Raw genomic sequence first — 20210 nt, forward strand, 5'->3', positions numbered from 1 at the left:
AGTGAAAATGACGTGAGTGAAATAAATACCAATCAATCATTTGCGGTCAAAGAGCAACAAAATAAAAATTACCTGTTACCGCTGACTGCAATGACCACACTGTTTTTTTTATGGGGTTTTATTACCGTTTTAAACGACGTACTAATCCCTCGTCTGAAAGGCGTTTTTGACCTAACTTACTTTGAAGCAATGCTCGTACAGTTTTGCTTTTTTGGCGCCTATTTTATTGTCTCTATTCCAGCTGGAATTTTGGTTAAACAATTAGGTTATAAAAAAGGCATACTCACTGGCCTAGTGGTTGCCTCAATTGGCTGTATGTTGTTCTACCCTGCGGTAGTGGTGCATGAATACTGGTTGTTTTTAGGTGCTTTATTTGTACTGGCTGCTGGTGTAACTGTTTTGCAGGTTTCTGCGAACCCGTATGTAGCTGCTTTAGGGCCAGAAAAAACCGCCTCATCTAGGCTAAATTTAGCGCAAGCACTTAATGCCTTAGGGACAACCGTAGGCCCGTATGTTGGAGGTATCCTGTTTTTTGGTACCGCAGGTACATTAGCGGCAAGCGCTGCTTCTGCTGAATCTGTAAAAGTACCTTATTTAATGTTAGCAGCGGCCTTACTCATTATTGCTATCGTATTTGCCTTTATTAAACTTCCTGAAATAGAAGGCCATAAAGAAGAAAATAACCCGGTTAATGAAACTCGCTCACTAACACAGGCACCTCATTTAACAATGGGCGTATTTGCTATATTTTGTTATGTCGGTGGTGAAGTGGCTATTGGTAGTTTTTTAGTTAACTTTTTTGGTGAAGCACATATAGCTGGGCTTGAAGAGCACGCTGCTGCTGCACTGATCAGTTACTATTGGGGCGGAGCAATGGTTGGCCGTTTTATTGGCTCTGCTGCGCTACAAAAAATAGCGCCATCTAAAGCATTGGCTTTTAATGCCTGCATGGTAATTGCCTTATTACTTGTAACTATATTTACGCAAGGCAATGTAGCCCTGTACGCGGTACTGGCCATTGGTTTATTTAACTCAATTATGTTCCCGACTATATTTTCTGTAGCGATAGAACGCTTAGGCTCATTAACCAGTAAAGGCTCTGGCTGGTTGTGTTTGGCAATAGTAGGGGGTGCCTTGGTGCCGTTATTACAAGGTTACATTGCTGATGTTGTTAATATTCAGCAAAGCTTTTTTGTTCCGCTAGTATGTTATGTATTTATTGCTTGGTATGGCTTAAACGTGGTTCGTTTAGCTAAAAAGTGGTAAATACCCCCCGATGAAAGAGCGACTGAATACGTATTCAGTCGCTTTTTTATTGCCATTTTATAGGAACGTTCCAAGTGCGGGTTTGTTTTTAAAAAAATAGAGTTGTTACAACTATATACCGAATAGAGCTGGTTCTTTATTCTTATTTTAAGTACATAACCTGCTTATCTACCTCATTAACGACGACATACCTTTAAATTTTTGCTAAAAATATAATTAATAACAAAAAAATAAAAAAGGGCAGTCATGCTTAACTCACTTAAATTCACCTCAAAAGTGACTATTGCAGCATCTATGGTACTGGTTATTGTACTGGGTTTATTTGCTATAAATAATTACATCGCCATGCGAAACCAAACGCAACAGCAGCTCGATTTAGTCCTTAAGCAAAATTCAGAATCTACCTCACAAAACATTGCAAGCTGGCTTAATGCCAAACTCACCATAGTAAATTCGATTGCGCAAACTCACCAAAATAGTGATCAAAAGCAGTTAACCCTTGCCCAGCTTAATACTGCTAAATACGCTGGTGGCTTTAAAAACACGTATATAGGTAAACCAAGTGGTTTATTTATACTTAACGATCAAAGCATTGTGTTACCTTCTGATTTTGATGCCACCTCGCGCCCTTGGTATAAGTTAGTCGAAAATAAAAGCTATACCGCATTTACCACCCCGTATATTGATGTAACCACCAACGAGCTGACTATATCTGCCGTTGTGCCCATTCAAAGCAATGGCCGCTTTAGTGGCGTAGCGGGTGCAGATATAGACATGCACACAGTGTCTGAAATAATTAACGATATTGATTTTTTAGGGTTAGGGTATGCTTTTTTAGTAGATAAAAATGGCCAAGTGCTGAGCCATCCTAATAGCGAACTTAATTTAAAAAACACCGCCGAATTATTTGGCCAACCTACCGCGCTTAATAGCGAATTTACACAATATGATATAGCGGGTGAGCCGCAGTTGATATCGTTTACTAAAATACGTGGCATAGACAATGTTGACTGGTATTTAGGTGTCGTTATTGATAAAAACCAAGCCTATGCAGAGGTGTCTCGTTTTGGTATTAACGCGCTTATTTATATGTTAGTGGGAATTGTGGCCATTATTGTGTTTATGCAATTTTTACTGCGTTACTTAATGCAACCTATGGCGCGCCTAAATGATGCACTAGAAGATATTGCAAAAGGCGAAGGCGATTTAACCAAACGTTTAAAGGTTGAAAACAATGATGAGTTTGGCCAAATTAGTCACTCGTTTAACATTTTTATTGAAAAAATTCAGCACTCTATAGAACACGTTAAATTAACGACTGAACAACTCGATAGCGTAATAGCCAGCGTGGTGTCGCAAACACATTCTTCACTAGCCATGCACGATGACCAAACAAAACGTACTGATAGTGTGGCCATGGCGGTTAATAATTTTTCACAATCGGCTATGGCTATTGCTAATAACGCCAGTGACGCTTCTGTAATTGCTAAAAATGCAGATGAGCATTCAACACAAAACCAGCAAACCTTATTGCACAGCGTTAATAGTATTCATCAGTTATCAGCCAATATGGAACAAGCGCAACACACTATTAATAGCCTTAACGCGCATACAATTAGCATTGGGCAAGTGCTTGAGGTGATAAAAGGTGTGAGCGAGCAAACCAACTTACTTGCATTAAATGCGGCAATTGAAGCTGCAAGAGCAGGCGAAGCTGGGCGCGGTTTTGCTGTTGTTGCTGATGAGGTACGCCAGTTAGCTCATCGTACTCAGCAATCAACCCAAGAGATTGAAGATACCGTAGGGCAACTACAAAGAGGCTCAAACCAAGCGGTAGAGCTGATGAAAACAAGTATTCAAGACAGTGAAAAAAGCGTAGAGCACGCTGAAGGTGTGAGCGTGTTAATGGGCCAAATAATAGAGTCAATAAAACAAATTAGCAGTGCTAATCATAGTGTTGCCAATGCCACTGTTGAGCAAAACGGCCTTGTTAAAGTGCTCGACGCAGACATTACAAGCATGAGTGAGTTATCGGTACAAAGCCAAGAAAATTTAAAAAACACCCTCAATGAATGTACTAAACTTAAACAACAATTTAGTGATTTAGAGCAAATGGTTCAAAAGTTTAGAGTTTAAAATATGCCAAAAAAATCGGTTACAGGACAAAGTTGGTTAAGCCTTATTAACATAGATAAGGTGTATAGCTCGGATAAACAGCGCCAAGCATTTTCACTATTCACCATGATAGCCATTGCTATTATTGTTATCTCTATGTTGGTGGTGTTTAACTACAAGGTGTATTCACCTATTCTTACCGCGTCGTTAATCGCGGTTAATATTACGCTTATTAGTGGCACTTTTTATTTTATAAAAACAGCCAAGCTGGAAATGGTTGCACTTATAAGTATGTGTATAGTGTTTATTATGTGTGTGGCCCTTACGTATACAGGCGGAAAAGAAAATACCGCGCTTTATTGGCTAATGTTTTACCCTGTAGTGTGTTTTGCCTCTTTAGGTGTAAAGCATGGCTGCAGGCTTGGCTTAGGCTTATTATTGTGCTGCAGTATTATTTTATACGGGCCTGATTTTGGCCAAGTTAACTATGGCAGTATTGAAAAGTCTCGTTTTTTAGCCTCTTTTACACTGGTGTTTATTTTTTCGTTTATAGGTGAATATTTCAGGCATAAAAGTCACCTGGCAATTGCTGATATAACCCTTGCGCAAACGCAAGATGCCTATACAGATCAGTTAACGGGTGGCGCGAACAGGCGTTTCATCACCGCCCACTTTTTAAAATTAGCTGCTAAAACGCCCGAAAACTACCTGCCGTTTTCTATTTTATTACTTGATTTAGATTATTTTAAACGACTAAACGACACCTATGGTCATGATTTTGGCGATACAGTGTTGATAGAATTTACCAAATTACTTGATTCACAATTTCCAAATTCCGCAGTCAAAGCTCGTTATGGAGGCGAAGAGTTTGTGGTGATTTTACCTAAAGAAACAGCCCCAGTGGCTACAAAATTAGCCGATGATTTTAGACAATGTGTCGCAAAACAAGCTATTTTAACCAGCGATAATAAACGGGTATTTATTACCTGTAGTATTGGGGTGGCACAGGTTGATAATGTGGATCATTACAGCCGTGCACTTAAACAAGCAGACGAATACTTGTACCTAGCTAAAGAGCAAGGGCGTAACAAAGTTGTATCAAATCACACAGGAACACTATGACTCAAACTAAACTTATATATGTACACGACCCTATGTGTAGTTGGTGCTGGGGATATAAACCGACGTGGTTAAAACTAAAAGCCGCATTAGCTTCGCAGCTGACTATAGAATACAAAGTAGGGGGGCTTGCTCCAGATAGCCAAGAGCCCATGCCAGAAAATATGCGCGCCATGCTCCAAAGCACGTGGCATAAAATTAGTGCGATGTTGGGCACACAGTTTAATTTTGATTTTTGGCAGGTTTGTCAGCCAAGGCGCTCTACTTACCCAGCCTGCAGAGCGGCGATTATTGCCAGAGCGCATAATAAAGAGCCACAAATGATAGAGGCAATTCAACATGCTTATTATCTACATGCCCAAAACCCATCTGATGAAAGTACTCTAATTACCTTAGCTGAAAAAATCGGGCTAGATAAACAACAGTTTTGCGAGGAACTTTGCTCTGAGGCTTTGAATCAAAAATTACATGAGGAGTTAGCATTTAGTGCAAGTTTGCCAATACAAGGCTTTCCTTCGTTAGTATTAATAACTGATAATAAAGCCATTGCAATTAAAATAAATTACACCGATCACCAGCAAACACTAAACACAATTAACGCTTTATTAGCCTAACAACTAGCCAAAATGCGTGTATTTGCTGCTTTAATACACGCTTTGCTTATAAACACTCCGATATAAGACGCAAATGTTACAGCTGTAACAAAATAGACTTTTTTGCGCAACATGCCTGTCATTATTCATCTATACAATTTCACTCATTGAAAATCTTTAGCCTAAAACAAGTCAGTTTAGGCTAAAACAACAAACTAGCAAATCCGCTAATTAACGAGTAAAGGTGTATGCGATGAAAGGCGTTAAACCATTGATCTTAGCTGGTATTGTAGCAGCAAGTGCTGCAGTACATGCCAATGATTTAGAAAAGGTTATCGATAAAAGCAGTGAAATAAATAAATCAGCTGCGCAATCACAAACAAAAATAGACAAGATTGCTGATTCAATGCAAGGACGTCTTCAACAGTTTAAAATCCTTAATAAAGAAATTGATGGTTTAACTGTTTATAACGCGCAATTAACTAAACAGTTAAATAACCAAATTGAAGAAATGGAGTCACTTAACCTTTCAATGGATCAGGTCTCTATTATTGAGCGTCAGATCACACCACTAATGCTGCGCATGATTGAAGGGCTTGAGCAATTTGTAGCACTTGATGTGCCATTTTTGCAAGAAGAGCGCACTAAGCGTATTAGCTCTTTAAACGCCATGATGGACCGTGCAGATATTAACTCAAGCGAAAAATTCCGCCGCGTATTAGAAGCATACCAAGTTGAAGTTGATTACGGACGCACTATTGAAGCCTACACCTCACTGCTAACGGTAGACGGTAAAGAGCGTGAAGTAGACTTTTTACGCATTGGCCGCTTAGAGCTTATTTATTTAACACGTGATGGTAAGCAAGCTGGTAGCTGGGATGAAGAAACAAAGTCGTTTGTTACTTTACCAGACTCAACAATTAGCCAAATCAACAAAGGTTTACGTATCGCACGTAAGCAACTTGCCCCAGATATGTTAACTCTGCCAGTACACGCAGCAGAATAAGAGGTTGAAGATGAAACTGTTTACTCAAATGACAAAAATGGCCCTTTTTGCTGCAAGCCTAAGCTTTGCAGGCGCTAGTGTGGCAGCTGAGCCTATGGACTTAGACTCACTATTAAAAACACTTGAAGAAGGCAAATCGGCTCAAAGCGCGCAAAACAAGCAACGCGAACAAGAATTTATGGCGCGCCAAAACGAACAAGTGCAAATGCTTAACAACACACAAGCAAAACGTAATCAAATGCTTGCTGAGTCTGAGCGCTTAGAAACACAGTTTGAAGAAAACGAAATTAAACTTGCTAACTTAACAGAAACACTGTCTAAACGAATGGGTTCTTTAAAAGAGCTATTTGGTGTGCTTCAGCAAGTTGCTGGTGATTCTAGCAATAAGTTCGCTACTTCTGTGGTATCAGCTGAAATTGCGGGTCGTAGCACATTTATGGATGAGCTAGCACAAAAAATGGGCTCTACTTCAAAGCTTGCCTCTATCGAAGATATTGAAAAAGTATGGTTTGAGCTACAACGCGAAATGACAGAGCAAGGTAAAGTAAGCCGCTTTACTACCGATGTAATTGTACAAGGTGGTGAAAAAGCACAACAAGAAGTGGTACGTGTAGGTGCTTTTAACTTAATCTCTAACGGTAAATACCTAGAATTTAACCCAGTAACAAATACCTTAAGCGAGTTAAATCGCCAGCCTGTAGCACGTTTTACTGCAACTGCAGAAGAGTTACAAAATGCAAAAAATGGTGTTGTGCAGTTTGCACTTGACCCAACGGGTGGCTCAATTTTAGGTTTATTAGTGCAAGCACCAGATACCGAAGAGCGCGTACACCAAGGTGGCACAGTCGGTTACGTTATTTTAGGTGTAGGTGTTATTGCTTTACTTATCTCACTTGAACGTTTTTTCTCATTACTGATTATGGGCGGTAAAATTCGTCGTCAACTTAAAGATGATGTAGCACGCGATGACAACCCACTTGGCCGCGTAATGAAAGTTAAAGATCAGTTCCCTGATGTTGCCCACGACACATTAGAGCTTAAATTAAGCGAAGCTATTTTACGTGAAATGCCAAAAGTAACGCGTAATTTAACGCTTATTAAAATCATCTCGGTGGTGGCACCACTGCTAGGTTTACTAGGTACAGTAACCGGTATGATCAACACCTTCCAAGCAATCACATTATTTGGTACAGGTGACCCTAAACTAATGGCTGGTGGTATTTCGCAAGCATTGGTAACAACGGTGCTAGGCTTAGTTGTGGCAATTCCTACGGTATTTTTATACACCCTACTTAATACACGCGCTAAAAATATTTTGCTTACTATTCAAGAGCAAAGCGCAGGTATTATCGCACAGCGAAGCGAGAAGGGAGCATAAACCATGGTGCTATTGATTGACTCAATCAATGCTATCCGTGATTTTCTCGACACTGGTGGCCAAGTCCTCTTGGTCATCGGGGTGTTAATCTTCGCGATGTGGTTATTGATACTCGAGCGATTTATTTATTTTTTCAAAGGTTTTCGTAGTTACAAGCAAAACGTAAAAGCGCAGTGGAAAAACCGTGCAGAGCGCAATAGCTGGAATGCTGAGCAAATACGCCAGGCGATGATTTCACGTGCTTCAATGCGTTTAGACACTAACTTAGCATTGATAAATGTAATGGTTGCATTGTGTCCGCTACTTGGCCTGTTAGGCACAGTAACGGGAATGATTGAAGTATTTGATGTAATGGCAATTACCGGTACGGGTAGTGCGCGCTCTATGGCATCAGGTGTTTCTAAAGCAACTATTCCAACCATGGCAGGTATGGTTGGCGCACTTTCGGGTGTATTTGCCTCTACGTTTTTACAGCGCAGAGCCAAGCGCGAAGTTGAACTACTTGAAGACAGCATGGTTTTAGACCATTAAGTAACATTTTGATAAGCGGCTTATAGAGTCGCTCATCCTAGGAGAATAAAAATGAGAGCCCCGTTAGGAAACCTATTACAAGAAGACGAAGCAGAAGAAATTAACATGACCCCAATGTTAGACGTTGTATTTATCATGCTTATTTTCTTCATCGTTACCGCCTCGTTTGTTAAAGAAGCCGGTATTGATGTAAACCGCCCAGAAGCCGCAACAGCGGTTAAAAAAGAACGCGCTAATATTTTAGTGGCTATTTCTGATACAGGCGAGATTTGGATTAATAAACGTCAAATCGATGTACGTGCAGTGCAAGCCAATATCGAACGCTTAAAAGCAGAAAACCCACAAGGGAGCGTGGTTATTCAAGCTGATAAAAAAGCCACCACTGATATGTTAATCAAAGTAATGGATGCGTCGCGTGCTGCAGGTGCGTTTGATGTTTCGATTGCTGCACAAGATGCGTCTTAAGGGTTAGCCATGTTGCGATATTTAGTAGCATTAATAGTAGCGGGTGTAGTGACCTTTATGCTGTTTTTAGGCATGCAGGCACTGATCACCGGTGGTGAAGGTGCCATGTCGGAGCCAGTAAAAGGAAACGTTTTAGACTTTGTACGTTTGAAAAAAGAAGAAACAGTACAAAAGAAAGAGCGTAAACCGCAAAAGCCACCTACACCAAAAGAGCCACCACCGCCTATGGAGTCGCCGCAAATGCAAAATAATGATGCAAACGCGGCCAGCAATAATTTTGATTTTGGCGCGGATGTAGGCAGCGATGTTGACCTAGCGGGTGGCTTAGCGCTTGAAACAAGTGATGGTGAATACCTACCCATTGTAAAAGTAGCTCCAGTGTATCCGCGTCGTGCTTTGTCGCGTGGTATTGAAGGCTATGTAATTGTTGAATTTACAGTAACTAAGCAAGGTACTGTACGTGACCCGCAAGTAGTAAAAGCGGTCCCTGAGTCACTGTTTGATAGAGCAGCGATGGATGCCGCACTTAAATTTAAATATAAACCGCGCGTAGTAAATGGTGAAGCCGTTGAAGTGGCGGGTGTTCAAAACAAAATATCTTTCCAAATTAATGGTTAACTTATCTTAATTGGATGAAATAGCGAGGCGATTATGAAATTACTACCTACAGCTAAAAATTTAAAACTGGCATTATTTTGCACTGCCGCGATCAGTGCAAGTATTGTTGTGCCAAGTACGCTAAGCCTTGTGCCGGGGCTAAACGTAGCAACTGCCCATGCAGAGCAAGAACAAAAAACAAAGCGTGTACCCGCACTGCGCGAGAAGGTCTATAGCCAGCTTGCTCGTGCGCAAAAGCTCGCTGATGATGGCGATGTAAAAGCCGGGCTTGAAGCACTTGATAGCATTCAAGAGCGAGCTTCAAGTATGAACTCGTATGAAATTGCGATGATGCATAACTTTTATGGCTTTATTTATTACAACGAAAATGATTTGCCAAAAGCCATTGCCTCGTTTGAAAAAGTGGTAGCCGAAGAGGCTATTCCTGAGTCATTACGTTTAAGTACCACGTTTAGCTTAGCGCAGCTTGCAATGGCAAACGGCGAGTATAAAAAAGTTATCGCGTTTTTAGATAAGTGGGATGAAATAAATACCAAACCTATTACAGAAGGGTATTACTTACTTAGAGCGCAAACTTACTACCAGTTAAAAGAATACCCAAAGGGGCTTGAGTACATTAATCAAGTTATTGCTCTTAGCGACAGCGAAGGTAAAACCCCTAAAGAAAACTGGCTGGTACTACAGCGCGCTATGTATTACTCACTTAATCAAACAGATAAAGTAGTTGCAGTGCTTGAGCGCATGGTTAAACTTTACAATAAACCAGAGTATTGGGTTCAGCTAGCTGGTATGTACGGAGAAACCGGTAAAGAGAAAGAGCAACTAGCAGTAATCGAAGCGGCGTATCAACAAGGCTTTTTAAAAACCAAGTCTGATTTAAGACAATTATCGCAAACTTACCTTTATAACGGCCTGGCATACAAAGCAGCTAAAACAATGAGTGATGCGATAGAAAAAGGCATTGTAGAAAAATCAGCGAAAAACTATGCCTTTATTGCAGAGGCCATGATTCAAGCTAAAGAAGATGAAAAATCGATTAGCTACTTTGCAAAAGCGGCTGACCTATCAGAGCATGGTAAGTACGATCAACGCCTAGCAGAAGTGTTTGTTAACACTGAGCAATACGAAGAAGCGGCTGATGCTGCGCGTAAGGCGCTTGATAAAGGCGGCCTTGATTTTGAATCAAACGCTTACGTTGCGCTAGGTATGGCACAGTACAATATGCAAAATTTTGATGCGTCTATTTTAGCGTTTGAACAAGCCCAAAAGCATGATAAATCACAACGTTTAGCAAAGCAGTGGATTAAATATGTTAAGCGTGAAAAAGTGCATGCGCAAACACTTAAAGCCGCGTTACTTTAACTTTATACCCTAACGCTATTTTACAAATAAAGAAGCGTTTACCTATTTCATAATCGCAACACCAAAACCGCCTTAGGGCGGTTTTTTTCGTTGTTAAAGTGTTTAAGTTGTTGAATTTAAATTAATTACTATTGTCATCTTATGGTTACTAAACTGTAACTGCTTTGTCATATCTCTACAGTATCTTATTTGCATCCGATAACTCAGGTCACCTTAATGCATGAGTATCGTGCCTTAAAGTGACTTAAGTTTTTACTTAATGCACTAACAAAATAATTAAATACTTTAACGGAGTGAACAATGAAATTATCTGATTTATTTAAGGTCAGCCTAGTAGCAACTGCAATGACACTAGCTGGCTGTGGCGGCGATATCGAAATTACACCTACTGTAAACGATAACAGCTCGTCAACAGATAACAGTGTTAATAATTCAAACAATACAACTGGTTCAACAACTGAAGAAGAAGCTGTTTGTGCAAGCTACGAATCAGATGCAGGTACGGTAACAGGCGTAGTAAGTGGCATTGATTGTTTATACAACGACTCGTTTGCAAGCAAAACAATTTCTATCACAAGCAACATTACTTTCGCTGAGCTACCTGATGGCGGTGTTCACGTTTTTGAAGATGCATTACAAATTGGCGAAGACGGCAGCACTGTAGATGGCTTTGAAGTACCAGCAAATGGTCCAACAATGACTGTTGAACCAGGTGCCGTTTTAGCATTTGGCTCAGGTGAAGCAATTGTACGCATTGCACGTGGTGCAAAAATTCAAGCGGTAGGTACTGAAGAAAAGCCGGTTGTATTTACTTCTGCAAACGCGTTTGACCGTTTTGATACAGCAGGCGAAGGCGCACGCTACGCAGATTGGGGCGGTATCATCATTAATGGTAACGGCATTACTGACCAATGTACTGATGCAGAGCGTGACGGTGGTACGTGTAACGTAGCCTCTGAAGGTATTACAAGCTACTTTGGTGGTAACGATAATGCAGACTCTAGCGGTAATATTAAATGGGCTAAAATTTGGTACGCAGGTTCAGGCCCTCGCGTTGGTGGTGAAGGTGATGATTTGAATTCACTAACACTAAATGCAGTTGGCTCTGGTTCTGAGTTTGATTACCTACACATTCACCAAGGTTTTGATGACGGTATTGAAATTTTTGGTGGTGCTACAACGCTTAAACACGTAGCGGTAACAGATACACAAGATGATTCGTTTGACTTTGACGCAGGTTGGCAAGGTAAAGCTCAGTACTTATTTATTCAACACGGTACTGTGACACTAAACGACGGCACTGTTGTTAACATGGGTAACAATGGCTTTGAGTCTGATGGTGTTAAAGGTTCGTCTACCGAGCAAGTGTCTCCATCTAACCCAACGGTTGCCAATGTAACGGTTGTAACTACAGATGGTAACTCGGTACGTGATGACGACCCTTCACAAGCTTACAAGTTTGATGACCAATTTAATTCAAGCATTTACAACACAGTTATCGTTAAGCAAAACGCAACTAACACGCAATGTATTGAGTTCTCAGGCGACGGTGAAGCACAAGCAGATAAAATCTCATTCACAAGCTCTGTAATGGCGTGTTCTGCAAACTTTACAGATACAGATACGTTTGCAAGCGGCCCATTAGAAGGTCAAACAAAAACAGCGTGGTTTGAAAATGACGGTGCTAACCAAATCTTAACTGATGATGTTGCAGTACTTGCAGATAACGGTTTTGCAACGAACACAGCAGCTGCAGAAGTAACGGTTACTGCAACAGATTTAAGCACAAGCGATTCATTTTTTGAAAGCGTAAACTACATTGGTGCGGTATCGGATCAGGATACAGACTCTAGCTGGTATAAATGGGTTGAAGCGGCTGTTACAGCAGCAAATGCTGACTAAATAGCACACCATTATAACCTCTGATTAAAGGCGCCTTGTGGCTTGTTATTTAAGCGTCAGGCGCCTCTTTTGTATAACCTGATTAGGATTATCTCATGTCTAAAAAGCATAGACTCAATCAAATTACCTGGGCAATTGGTTTAGGTTTAGTCGCTCATTCGACTAGCTTAATTGCTGCACAAGCCGATGAACAGTTAACAAACGAACAAGAAATAGAAGAAGTTGTTGCTGTAGGTACGCGTTTACAAGGGAGCGCTGCGGCAGTTGTAGAAGAACGTAAAAACCAAGCCTTTGTTGCCGATATTTTAGGCTCTGAACAATTATCACGCACGGGCGACAGCGACGCAGCATCTGCGCTTCGTCGAGTAACAGGCCTAACGCTTGTTGATGGTAAGTTTATTTACGTTAGGGGCCTTGGTGAGCGTTACTCTAGTGCGCGTTTAAATGGCGCTTACATCCCAAGCCCAGATTTAACCCGTAACGTTATTCCGCTGGATATTTTCCCTGCAAGTATTATTGAAAGTATGGCTGTTCAAAAAGCTTACTCTCCAGACATGCCAGCAGCGTTTGGTGGCGGTAATATAGATATTAGAACTAAAACCGCACCGAGTGAATTTACAGCAGGCATAGAAGTGGGTGCAGGTTACGATACGGCATCAAGTGACGGCTTTACCTACAATCGTAACGAAAATGGCATTCCAAGTGAGTTATCGCAGGCGATTTCAACATACCGTGGTGATTTTAGTATTGGCAATATTGTTAGTAGTGAAGGCTTTGAAGATGGCGATTTAACGCGTGCAGAACAAGCAACCGCTGTTAATAACGCACTTTTAAAGTCGCTTCCTCGCGATTATGAGTTAAAAGAAGAGTCGTTAGACCCGCGTTATAATATTAAAGCCCACTATGGTGATAGTTTTGAAGAGAGCTATTTTGGCGGCAAGGTTGGGTTTTTACTGGCAGGTGCTTACAAAAACGAATGGGATTTTGAAGAACGTTTTAGCTCAGTTATCACCCAAGATTTAGAAAACGAAGAAGGCAATGTTGATTGTACAACGTCGTTAGCGACCAGTGAAGATGTGAGTAACTCGTGTTACAACACAGTCAAAAATTCGCAAGTGACAACTGAAACCGAAAGTTATAACGGTTCATTGAGCTTGTCATACCGGTTAGGTACGCACAGTATTTCTGCTCAACAGCTTTACATTATTGATAATGAAGATGAGTCTGAAATTGCTATTTCGCAAAGCCCTGCGGGTAGTTCTACGTTTAGTATTGCGGGTGATGGGATTGCAAACCGTAATCATGAGTTTAATTACGAAGAACGCCAATTAAACATTACTCAAGTTATGGGCCAACATACCTTTTTAGATTATTTTGGTATTGGTGCCGATTGGCAGTACACCGAAGCTAAAGCAACGACTGATATACCTACCAGTGCCGACTTTGAGTTTCGTGACACTTATAATAGTGATGGCAGCTATGCCGGCTCAACTATTACAGGGGATGATAACCGTGTAATTATGTCATACACCAATATGGAAGAGCGTGTTAAATCGTACGGTGGTAACTTAACGCTGCCGCTTAGCTTTGAGTCTATGGAAGTTGAGTTTAAAGTTGGTTACGATTTTTCTGACAGAGCTCGAATATTTAATACCTCAAGCTTTGCTATAAACAACAGTGGCGGCTCAGGTATTTCAATAAACGACGGTAGCACTGATGCGCTTAATAATAGTGGTTTTTTAACTGACGACTTTATTGATAATAACGCTGTGTTAGTTGACTTTAATGAGCCAACAGCCCCTGATGCCGATGATTACATTGCTGCGCAAAAGGTGGATGCAGGTTATGCGTCTTTCGATGTGTTTTATGATCAATGGATAAGAATAAGCGGTGGTATTCGTTATGAGGAATTTAAACAATCTTCTATCGGTACATCGAGCCTTATTTTTGATGAAGACGATTTAAATACCTTTTACGATCCAGATAAAATTCAAGCAGGCTCTGTTATTACCGATGATTGGTATCCGGCACTGTCTGTTACCTATGTAGGTGGCGATGATTACCAGGTGCGCTTAGGTTATGGTGAAACAGTAGTTCGCCCTGATTTTCGTGAAGTAGTGCCTGTTACGTATTATGACCCTTTGACCGACATTAGAACGTTTGGTCGTACGGGGATTAAAAGTAGCCCAATTAAAAACTACGACTTACGTTATGAATATTACGGACAAGCCGGTAATTCATTTAGCGTAGCGGCGTTTTATAAAGATATTACAGCGCCAATTGAAACAGTTTTAAACATTGGTGATGAAGATTACTCAGCATCGTTTATAAATGGTGAAACAGCAGAAGTTTATGGTATTGAAGCTGAATGGCTACAAGACTTAACATTTGTAAGTGAAGGCCTATTTACTAGCGGTAATATCACATTAAGTGATTCTGAAGCGTCTATTGACCCAGCACTGGCGGGTACATTAACTAATCCTAAAAAACGTATGACAGGCCACTCTGAATATGTAGTTAATTTACAATTAAACTACGATTCGTTAGATGGCATGCACAGCAGTTCATTAGTTTATAACGTATTTGGTGAGCGAATTTTAGCAGCGGGTGTTGCTAATAGAGATGACGCGTATGAGCAGCCATTTCACTCACTTGATTTAGTTTATACTTATTACCCTGATTTTAATTCTAAGATTAAGTTTAAAGTTAAAAACTTACTCGATGAAGATCAAGAGGTAACACAATCAGACATTATAGTGCGCTCAAAAGAGCAAGGTGTAACGTTTGATTTAAGTTACAGCTACGAGTTTTAATTTTCTTCCCAAGGAAGGGGGATATAATAAAACCTAACTACCGATTAGCCCTGTATTTAATACAGGGCTTTTTTATGACTATGAAAAATATTTAAGTTTCGCTTTATTCACTAGTTTTAGGGCGCTTGGGGTGTTAGGTTAGCTTTATACTAATCAACTTAAATATCTAGTCATTCTAGTGTGCTAAATAAAGCGCTAAAGGCGTTATAAATTTTTGATGCAGAACAGCTACATATAAAAATTTATGGCTTGTTATCTCGCTATTAATTTGCCGCTATAAATGATTAATAACTTAATATGATTGGTTTTAATAAAAATTAATTCTCACGCAATGAATTTTAATTTTTAATGTATTAAGGCATCTTTTATGAATCAAACAGTGGAAAAAACAATGAAAAAAGTAGGATTAGTCGGTTGGCGTGGCATGGTTGGCTCTGTGTTATTAGAACGTATGCAGCAGCAAAGTGATTTTGCACATATCGACACCACCTTTTTCACCACCTCACAAGCTGGGCAACTCGGCCCTGATATTGCTGGCGACGCAAAACCGTTATTAGATGCAAGTGATGTAAATGAACTTGCTAAAATGGATATTATTGTTACCTGTCAAGGTGGTGATTATACCAAAGCGGTTTACCCTAAATTACGCGAATCGGGTTGGGATGGTTACTGGATTGATGCAGCTTCTGCACTTCGTATGGTTGATGACAGCATTATTGTACTTGACCCTGTAAATAAAGATGTCATTGAACAAGGTTTAGAGCAAGGCGTAAAAACTTTTGTAGGCGGTAACTGTACCGTATCGTTAATGCTACTTGCTTTAGGTGGTTTGTTTGAGCAAGACCTAATTGAGTGGGTAAGCCCAATGACTTACCAAGCGGCCTCTGGTGCCGGCGCTCGTAATATGAAAGAGCTTATAGCACAAATGGGCGCTATTCATTCAAGTGTTGCCGAGCAACTAGATAATCCAAGTTCAGCTATTTTAGAAATTGATAAAATAGTGAGCGAAAAAATGGCTTCAAGCGATTTACCACAAGACCAATTTGGTGTGCCGCTAGCCGGTAGCTTAATTCCTTGGATTGACGTACCAATGCCAAGTGGCCAGTCTAAAGAAGAGTGGAAAGCTCAGGTTGAAGCGAACAAAATTTTAGGCTCTTCTAAACAGCCTGTGCCAATTGATGGTTTATGTGTACGTATTGGTGCAATGCGTTGTCATAGCCAAGCAATGACCATTAAATTACGTGAAGACATTAGCGTAGAAAAAATTGAAGAAATTTTAGCTTCGCATAACGAGTGGGTTAAAGTTATCCCAAATGAGCGCGAAATTAGTGCAACTGACTTAACCCCAGTTAAAGTAACAGGTACTTTAAGTATTCCTGTTGGTCGTATTCGTAAATTAGCCATGGGTCCTAAATACATTAGCGCATTTACCGTGGGCGATCAGCTGTTATGGGGCGCTGCAGAGCCACTTCGTCGTATGCTTCGCATCATTGTAGACGGTGAATAATTTCTGCATTTAAAAGTGTATATTAAAAAGGGGTTAGCGTATTGCTAACCCCTTTTTTAGTTATTTTAGTTAAGTGACATTGCATACTACTTTATTTTTTCCTTCGTGTTTTGCTATGTATAACGCTTTATCTGCTAAATCTATCGCTTTGTCTATTTGAATAGTAGCACATTTAATGCCTATAACGCCAAAGCTTGCTGTAACATTTATAAATTGTTGTTTGTATTCAATGGGCTTGCTTGCAAGAGTAGTACGTAGAGTATCGGCAAATTGCTTTGCTTTTAGCTCTGAATCTCTGGCTATCAGTATTACAAATTCTTCTCCGCCTATACGGGCAAATATATCTTCTTTATTTAAACACGCTCTTACCCGTTTTGTTGCTTGGATTAGTACTTCATCTCCACCTGCATGGCCGTATTCATCATTTATATTTTTAAACGAGTCTATATCCCAATATATAAGTGATACGTGTTGTTCGCAGCTTAATTTATTTTCAAGCTTTTTCTGGCCAACGTCGTAAAAACCACGTCTGTTTATACATTGTGTGAGTACGTCGGTCATGGCGAGTTTTTGCATTTCTTGCGCTAAATCTGAGGCCATTATAAAAATAATAAATACAGCCATACCAACATGTGCAGTTGGGACTGTTATAAAATTAATGAGTGTATATAAATCTAAGTAAGCTTGGTTAACCTGGCTGCCTTGCATTAGTGCGATGGTGGCCGCAATAAATAAACATACGCCGCACAAAGTGTAAGTAATGGCAGCCCCAATTTCAGCGGGTAGCGACTTAGGTTTATGTTTTATTATAATGACGGCGTTTATTAGCAGCAGTAAAATATCGTAATAAATATATAAAGACATAAACAAACCAACATGAACGTTCACGGCTTTATAATAATAAACTGCAGCTAACGTAATCACGGCTAATGCTAACAAATAATCGATTTTGATAGGGCTTCGGGCACGTATACTGTGTCCCCATGTTCCCAAAATAACAGACCCCATAGAAAAGCTAACAGCCAGTAGCCAATATAAGGTTTCTGATTCGAAGTAGGGCCGCAATAATATTGTACCCCATTGACACGCAGAGCACATAAATGCGCAGGCCCAAAATAACGAATATGATTTTTTCCCTAACGTATACCACGCCATTAAAAATATAACTGACCAAACAATACTGGTTAGTAAAAGAGTAATTAAAATAAAAAAGACTGGGCTCATAGGTTATATGTTCTTGTGTTAGTTACTTTTTACTGTAGTTGAGGTTGCTTGGGAATTCGAGTAAAGCTATGTATTTAAAAATTCTATTTGTAAATATTTATGTATTGTGTGTACCCACAACTCCTATGAATTGCTTTTTTTGGTATAGCTTTTGCTCGTACTGATCTATTACACCTTTATTCGCTCGGTTTTCGCTGTTTTGTGGGTACTTAATTCACTTATGCAGGTATTTTTTACTTATGCCGAGATGTTAAGCCTTCACATAAGGATAGATAATGGCTTCTACTTTTAAAAATACACGTAAAAAATGGTTTTATGCTTTAGTGTTTACAGCCTTGGGGTTAATTTTACTCAGAGCTTTAGCCCCTTATGCGGTTCAATATTATGTAAATCAGCAGCTTGAACAAACCCAAGGCATAACAGGGCATGTGGGTGATGTTGATTTGTACTTATACCGTGGCGCTTACGCTGTTGATGAGGTAGAAATTTACGCGGTAGATGCCACGCAGGTGCCTAAGCCTTTACTGTCTATAGATACACTTGATTTTTCGCTTGCGTGGTCTGCTTTATTAAACGGTAATTTTGTCACCAACATGGCTTTTACCCGCCCAGAAATTGTTATTTATGATAAAGACCCAACTACCGCAGAACAAAACCAACAGGTGAAAGATGAAACCACGTGGGTAGGCCTTGCTAATGATCTCGTGCCTTTTTCGATTGATACGCTACGTATAGACAATGGTAAAGTAACCTTAGTTAACGCCACCAGCGAAGGAGAGCAGCCTACTTACGTATCAAATATAAACGCTAACATTAACAATATTACCAATGCACAAAACCTCTCTAAAACTTTAGTTACGAGTTTAAAAGTAGAAGGGCAGCTAATGGGCGAAGCTAAGCTGTCTTTAAATGGTAAATTGGATCCTTTTAGTGATGAAGCTAATTTTGATTTTAATGTTGAAGTGCAGCGTTTTTCGGTTAAAAACCTCGAAACTGTTTTTAAAGTGTATACCCCATTTGACATTGAAGCCGGCGGAATAGATGGCGCAATGGAATTGGCCGCTAACAATAATAACTTAAATGGATATGTAAAAGCGGGTGTGCACGATTTAAGTGTTTTTTCGTGGCGCGAAGATATAGAAAAAGATGATGACGGTCTATTTACCGCTATTTTTGAAGGCAGTATTGATTTACTCAGCTCGTTATTAGAAAACGACGAGTCAAAGCTGGTGGCTGCTCGGGTGCCCATAGACGGGCAGTTAGATAACGCTGATGTATCTACTTTTGAAGCCGTGGTTTCGGTATTAAAAAATGCGTTTTTTGAAGCATTTAAAATGAAGGTTGATAATGTTATTTCGTTTGAAAGCACGCAAGAACAACAAGGTGAGTAACTAAAAGCCCTTTTTATTAACTCAATACAAAGGGCTTTTTAAGTTTTAGCAAGTAAAATAGATCAGCTATTTATTGGAGTTGGTAATATCTGAGGTTTTACTTAATAACGTTTTTAGCTCAGCTATTTGCGCTTGTAGTTCAACCACTTGTCCTTGCGTTGCAGGAAGTGAGTTATTATCCGCTTTTAGCTCACGGGCATTTCGATGCTCCTCGCTCATTACTTCTAAAATGGCACCTACCATCATGTTTAAAAACACAAACGCAGTTAAAAAGATAAACGTGAGGTAGTAAATCCAGCTCAGCTCGTACACCGTCATGGTTTCGTACATAATGTCGGTCCAATCTTCAAAGGTAGCTATCCTAAATAGCGTTAACATTGAAATGGATACATCTTGCCAAAGTACCGGGTTAATATCGGCAAACATCATACTGCCCATGGCTGCGTAAATATAAAAAATAACAAACATAAGCAGTGCTATATAGCCCATTTGCGGAATGGCTTTAAGCAACGAATTTACAAGCAAACGCAGCTCTGGGATCATAGATACTAAACGCAGTACCCTAAATATACGCAGCAATCGGGCAAGTAACATAGTTGATCCTGCAGCTGGGTATAAGCTGCCAAGTACAATAATGGTATCGAATATATTCCAGCCCTTTGAAAAGAAGTCTTTTATTCCTTTACTTGCAATAAAGCGAATAATGAGTTCGATTAAAAAGAAAGCTGTGATCCCTACATCCATCCAATTTAGAATAAATTCTACGGTGGGGTGAAGAGAATATGTATGAGCACCTACGGTGAGGGCAGAAACAACAATGACAGCTATAACAAATGATTGAAATATCTTGCTTTTGTCTATACGCTGAAACAGCTTTTGTAACTGCGACATCATAATTATGGGTCCTATGCAAAGTCAGG

General features: G+C 40.0%; 16 protein-coding genes. 14 read left to right on the forward strand and 2 right to left on the reverse strand.

Annotated elements, in window-relative coordinates:
* Positions 1 to 12: 12 nt before the first annotated feature.
* The 13 genes from MTN96_RS13560 (at position 13) to asd (ending at position 16675) form a co-directional block, all read left to right on the forward strand.
* Positions 13 to 1266 carry a sugar MFS transporter gene (locus MTN96_RS13560; protein WP_004586349.1) on the forward strand — a complete coding sequence of 418 codons (1254 nt, stop codon included), beginning with the start codon at positions 13 to 15 and terminating at the stop codon, positions 1264 to 1266.
* 246 nt (positions 1267 to 1512) lie between these two features.
* Positions 1513 to 3402, forward strand: a complete 1890-nt coding sequence (locus MTN96_RS13565) for a methyl-accepting chemotaxis protein (protein ID WP_248531930.1) — start codon at positions 1513 to 1515, stop codon at positions 3400 to 3402.
* Positions 3403 to 3405: 3 nt separating this feature from the next.
* Complete coding sequence (locus MTN96_RS13570; protein WP_248531931.1) at positions 3406 to 4503, forward strand: GGDEF domain-containing protein; 1098 nt, start codon at positions 3406 to 3408, stop codon at positions 4501 to 4503.
* The gene (locus MTN96_RS13575; RefSeq protein ID WP_248531932.1) at positions 4500 to 5114 is read left to right on the forward strand and encodes a DsbA family protein; all 615 of its coding nucleotides are present in this window, start codon (positions 4500 to 4502) and stop codon (positions 5112 to 5114) included. The genes MTN96_RS13570 and MTN96_RS13575 overlap by 4 nt, the downstream gene beginning before the upstream one ends.
* A gap of 232 nt (positions 5115 to 5346) precedes the next feature.
* Positions 5347 to 6099 (forward strand): DUF3450 domain-containing protein, encoded by a 753-nt coding sequence (locus tag MTN96_RS13580; protein WP_248531933.1) that lies wholly within the window; start codon positions 5347 to 5349, stop codon positions 6097 to 6099.
* Between the two features lie 10 nt (positions 6100 to 6109).
* On the forward strand, positions 6110 to 7477 hold the full coding sequence (locus MTN96_RS13585; RefSeq protein ID WP_248531934.1) for a MotA/TolQ/ExbB proton channel family protein: 1368 nt from the start codon (positions 6110 to 6112) through the stop codon (positions 7475 to 7477).
* Positions 7478 to 7480: 3 nt separating this feature from the next.
* Positions 7481 to 8008: a MotA/TolQ/ExbB proton channel family protein gene (locus MTN96_RS13590; protein ID WP_029772985.1), complete on the forward strand. Its 528-nt coding sequence runs from the start codon at positions 7481 to 7483 to the stop codon at positions 8006 to 8008.
* Between the two features lie 51 nt (positions 8009 to 8059).
* Positions 8060 to 8473, forward strand: coding sequence for a biopolymer transporter ExbD (locus tag MTN96_RS13595; protein ID WP_004586342.1), 414 nt, complete (start codon positions 8060 to 8062; stop codon positions 8471 to 8473).
* Positions 8474 to 8485: 12 nt separating this feature from the next.
* Positions 8486 to 9091 carry an energy transducer TonB gene (locus MTN96_RS13600; RefSeq protein ID WP_029772986.1) on the forward strand — a complete coding sequence of 202 codons (606 nt, stop codon included), beginning with the start codon at positions 8486 to 8488 and terminating at the stop codon, positions 9089 to 9091.
* Positions 9092 to 9124: 33 nt separating this feature from the next.
* Positions 9125 to 10453 (forward strand): CDC27 family protein, encoded by a 1329-nt coding sequence (locus MTN96_RS13605; protein WP_029772987.1) that lies wholly within the window; start codon positions 9125 to 9127, stop codon positions 10451 to 10453.
* A gap of 300 nt (positions 10454 to 10753) precedes the next feature.
* Positions 10754 to 12355: a hypothetical protein gene (locus MTN96_RS13610; protein ID WP_004586339.1), complete on the forward strand. Its 1602-nt coding sequence runs from the start codon at positions 10754 to 10756 to the stop codon at positions 12353 to 12355.
* 95 nt (positions 12356 to 12450) lie between these two features.
* A complete protein-coding gene (locus MTN96_RS13615; protein WP_004586338.1) occupies positions 12451 to 15168 on the forward strand; it encodes a TonB-dependent receptor plug domain-containing protein in 2718 nt (905 codons plus the stop codon).
* A 367-nt stretch (positions 15169 to 15535) separates the two neighbouring features.
* Positions 15536 to 16675, forward strand: a complete 1140-nt coding sequence (asd, locus tag MTN96_RS13620; RefSeq protein ID WP_039972138.1) for an aspartate-semialdehyde dehydrogenase — start codon at positions 15536 to 15538, stop codon at positions 16673 to 16675.
* A 69-nt stretch (positions 16676 to 16744) separates the two neighbouring features.
* On the opposite strand, the gene MTN96_RS13625 is transcribed toward asd, so the two are convergent.
* Positions 16745 to 17899 (reverse strand): GGDEF domain-containing protein, encoded by a 1155-nt coding sequence (locus MTN96_RS13625; RefSeq protein WP_096043001.1) that lies wholly within the window; start codon positions 17897 to 17899, stop codon positions 16745 to 16747.
* A gap of 275 nt (positions 17900 to 18174) precedes the next feature.
* Here MTN96_RS13625 and MTN96_RS13630 point away from each other — a divergent pair, with 275 nt between their 5' ends.
* Positions 18175 to 19290, forward strand: a complete 1116-nt coding sequence (locus MTN96_RS13630; protein WP_248531935.1) for a DUF748 domain-containing protein — start codon at positions 18175 to 18177, stop codon at positions 19288 to 19290.
* 66 nt (positions 19291 to 19356) lie between these two features.
* Here the strand turns inward: MTN96_RS13630 and MTN96_RS13635 are convergent, their stop codons facing one another.
* Complete coding sequence (locus MTN96_RS13635; RefSeq protein WP_248531936.1) at positions 19357 to 20184, reverse strand: ion transporter; 828 nt, start codon at positions 20182 to 20184, stop codon at positions 19357 to 19359.
* Positions 20185 to 20210 lie beyond the last annotated feature (26 nt).

The organism is Pseudoalteromonas sp. 2CM28B (genome assembly GCF_023161935.1).

Coding starts and splice junctions, on each gene's coding strand:
- MTN96_RS13565 (WP_248531930.1), top strand. CDS start 1,513: ATGCTTAACTCACTTAAATTCACCTCAAAAGTGACTATTGCAGCATCT.
- MTN96_RS13570 (WP_248531931.1), top strand. CDS start 3,406: ATGCCAAAAAAATCGGTTACAGGACAAAGTTGGTTAAGCCTTATTAAC.
- MTN96_RS13575 (WP_248531932.1), top strand. CDS start 4,500: ATGACTCAAACTAAACTTATATATGTACACGACCCTATGTGTAGTTGG.
- MTN96_RS13580 (WP_248531933.1), top strand. CDS start 5,347: ATGAAAGGCGTTAAACCATTGATCTTAGCTGGTATTGTAGCAGCAAGT.
- MTN96_RS13585 (WP_248531934.1), top strand. CDS start 6,110: ATGAAACTGTTTACTCAAATGACAAAAATGGCCCTTTTTGCTGCAAGC.
- MTN96_RS13590 (WP_029772985.1), top strand. CDS start 7,481: ATGGTGCTATTGATTGACTCAATCAATGCTATCCGTGATTTTCTCGAC.
- MTN96_RS13595 (WP_004586342.1), top strand. CDS start 8,060: ATGAGAGCCCCGTTAGGAAACCTATTACAAGAAGACGAAGCAGAAGAA.
- MTN96_RS13605 (WP_029772987.1), top strand. CDS start 9,125: ATGAAATTACTACCTACAGCTAAAAATTTAAAACTGGCATTATTTTGC.
- MTN96_RS13610 (WP_004586339.1), top strand. CDS start 10,754: ATGAAATTATCTGATTTATTTAAGGTCAGCCTAGTAGCAACTGCAATG.
- MTN96_RS13615 (WP_004586338.1), top strand. CDS start 12,451: ATGTCTAAAAAGCATAGACTCAATCAAATTACCTGGGCAATTGGTTTA.
- asd (WP_039972138.1), top strand. CDS start 15,536: ATGAATCAAACAGTGGAAAAAACAATGAAAAAAGTAGGATTAGTCGGT.
- MTN96_RS13625 (WP_096043001.1), bottom strand. CDS start 17,899: ATGAGCCCAGTCTTTTTTATTTTAATTACTCTTTTACTAACCAGTATT.
- MTN96_RS13630 (WP_248531935.1), top strand. CDS start 18,175: ATGGCTTCTACTTTTAAAAATACACGTAAAAAATGGTTTTATGCTTTA.
- MTN96_RS13635 (WP_248531936.1), bottom strand. CDS start 20,184: ATGATGTCGCAGTTACAAAAGCTGTTTCAGCGTATAGACAAAAGCAAG.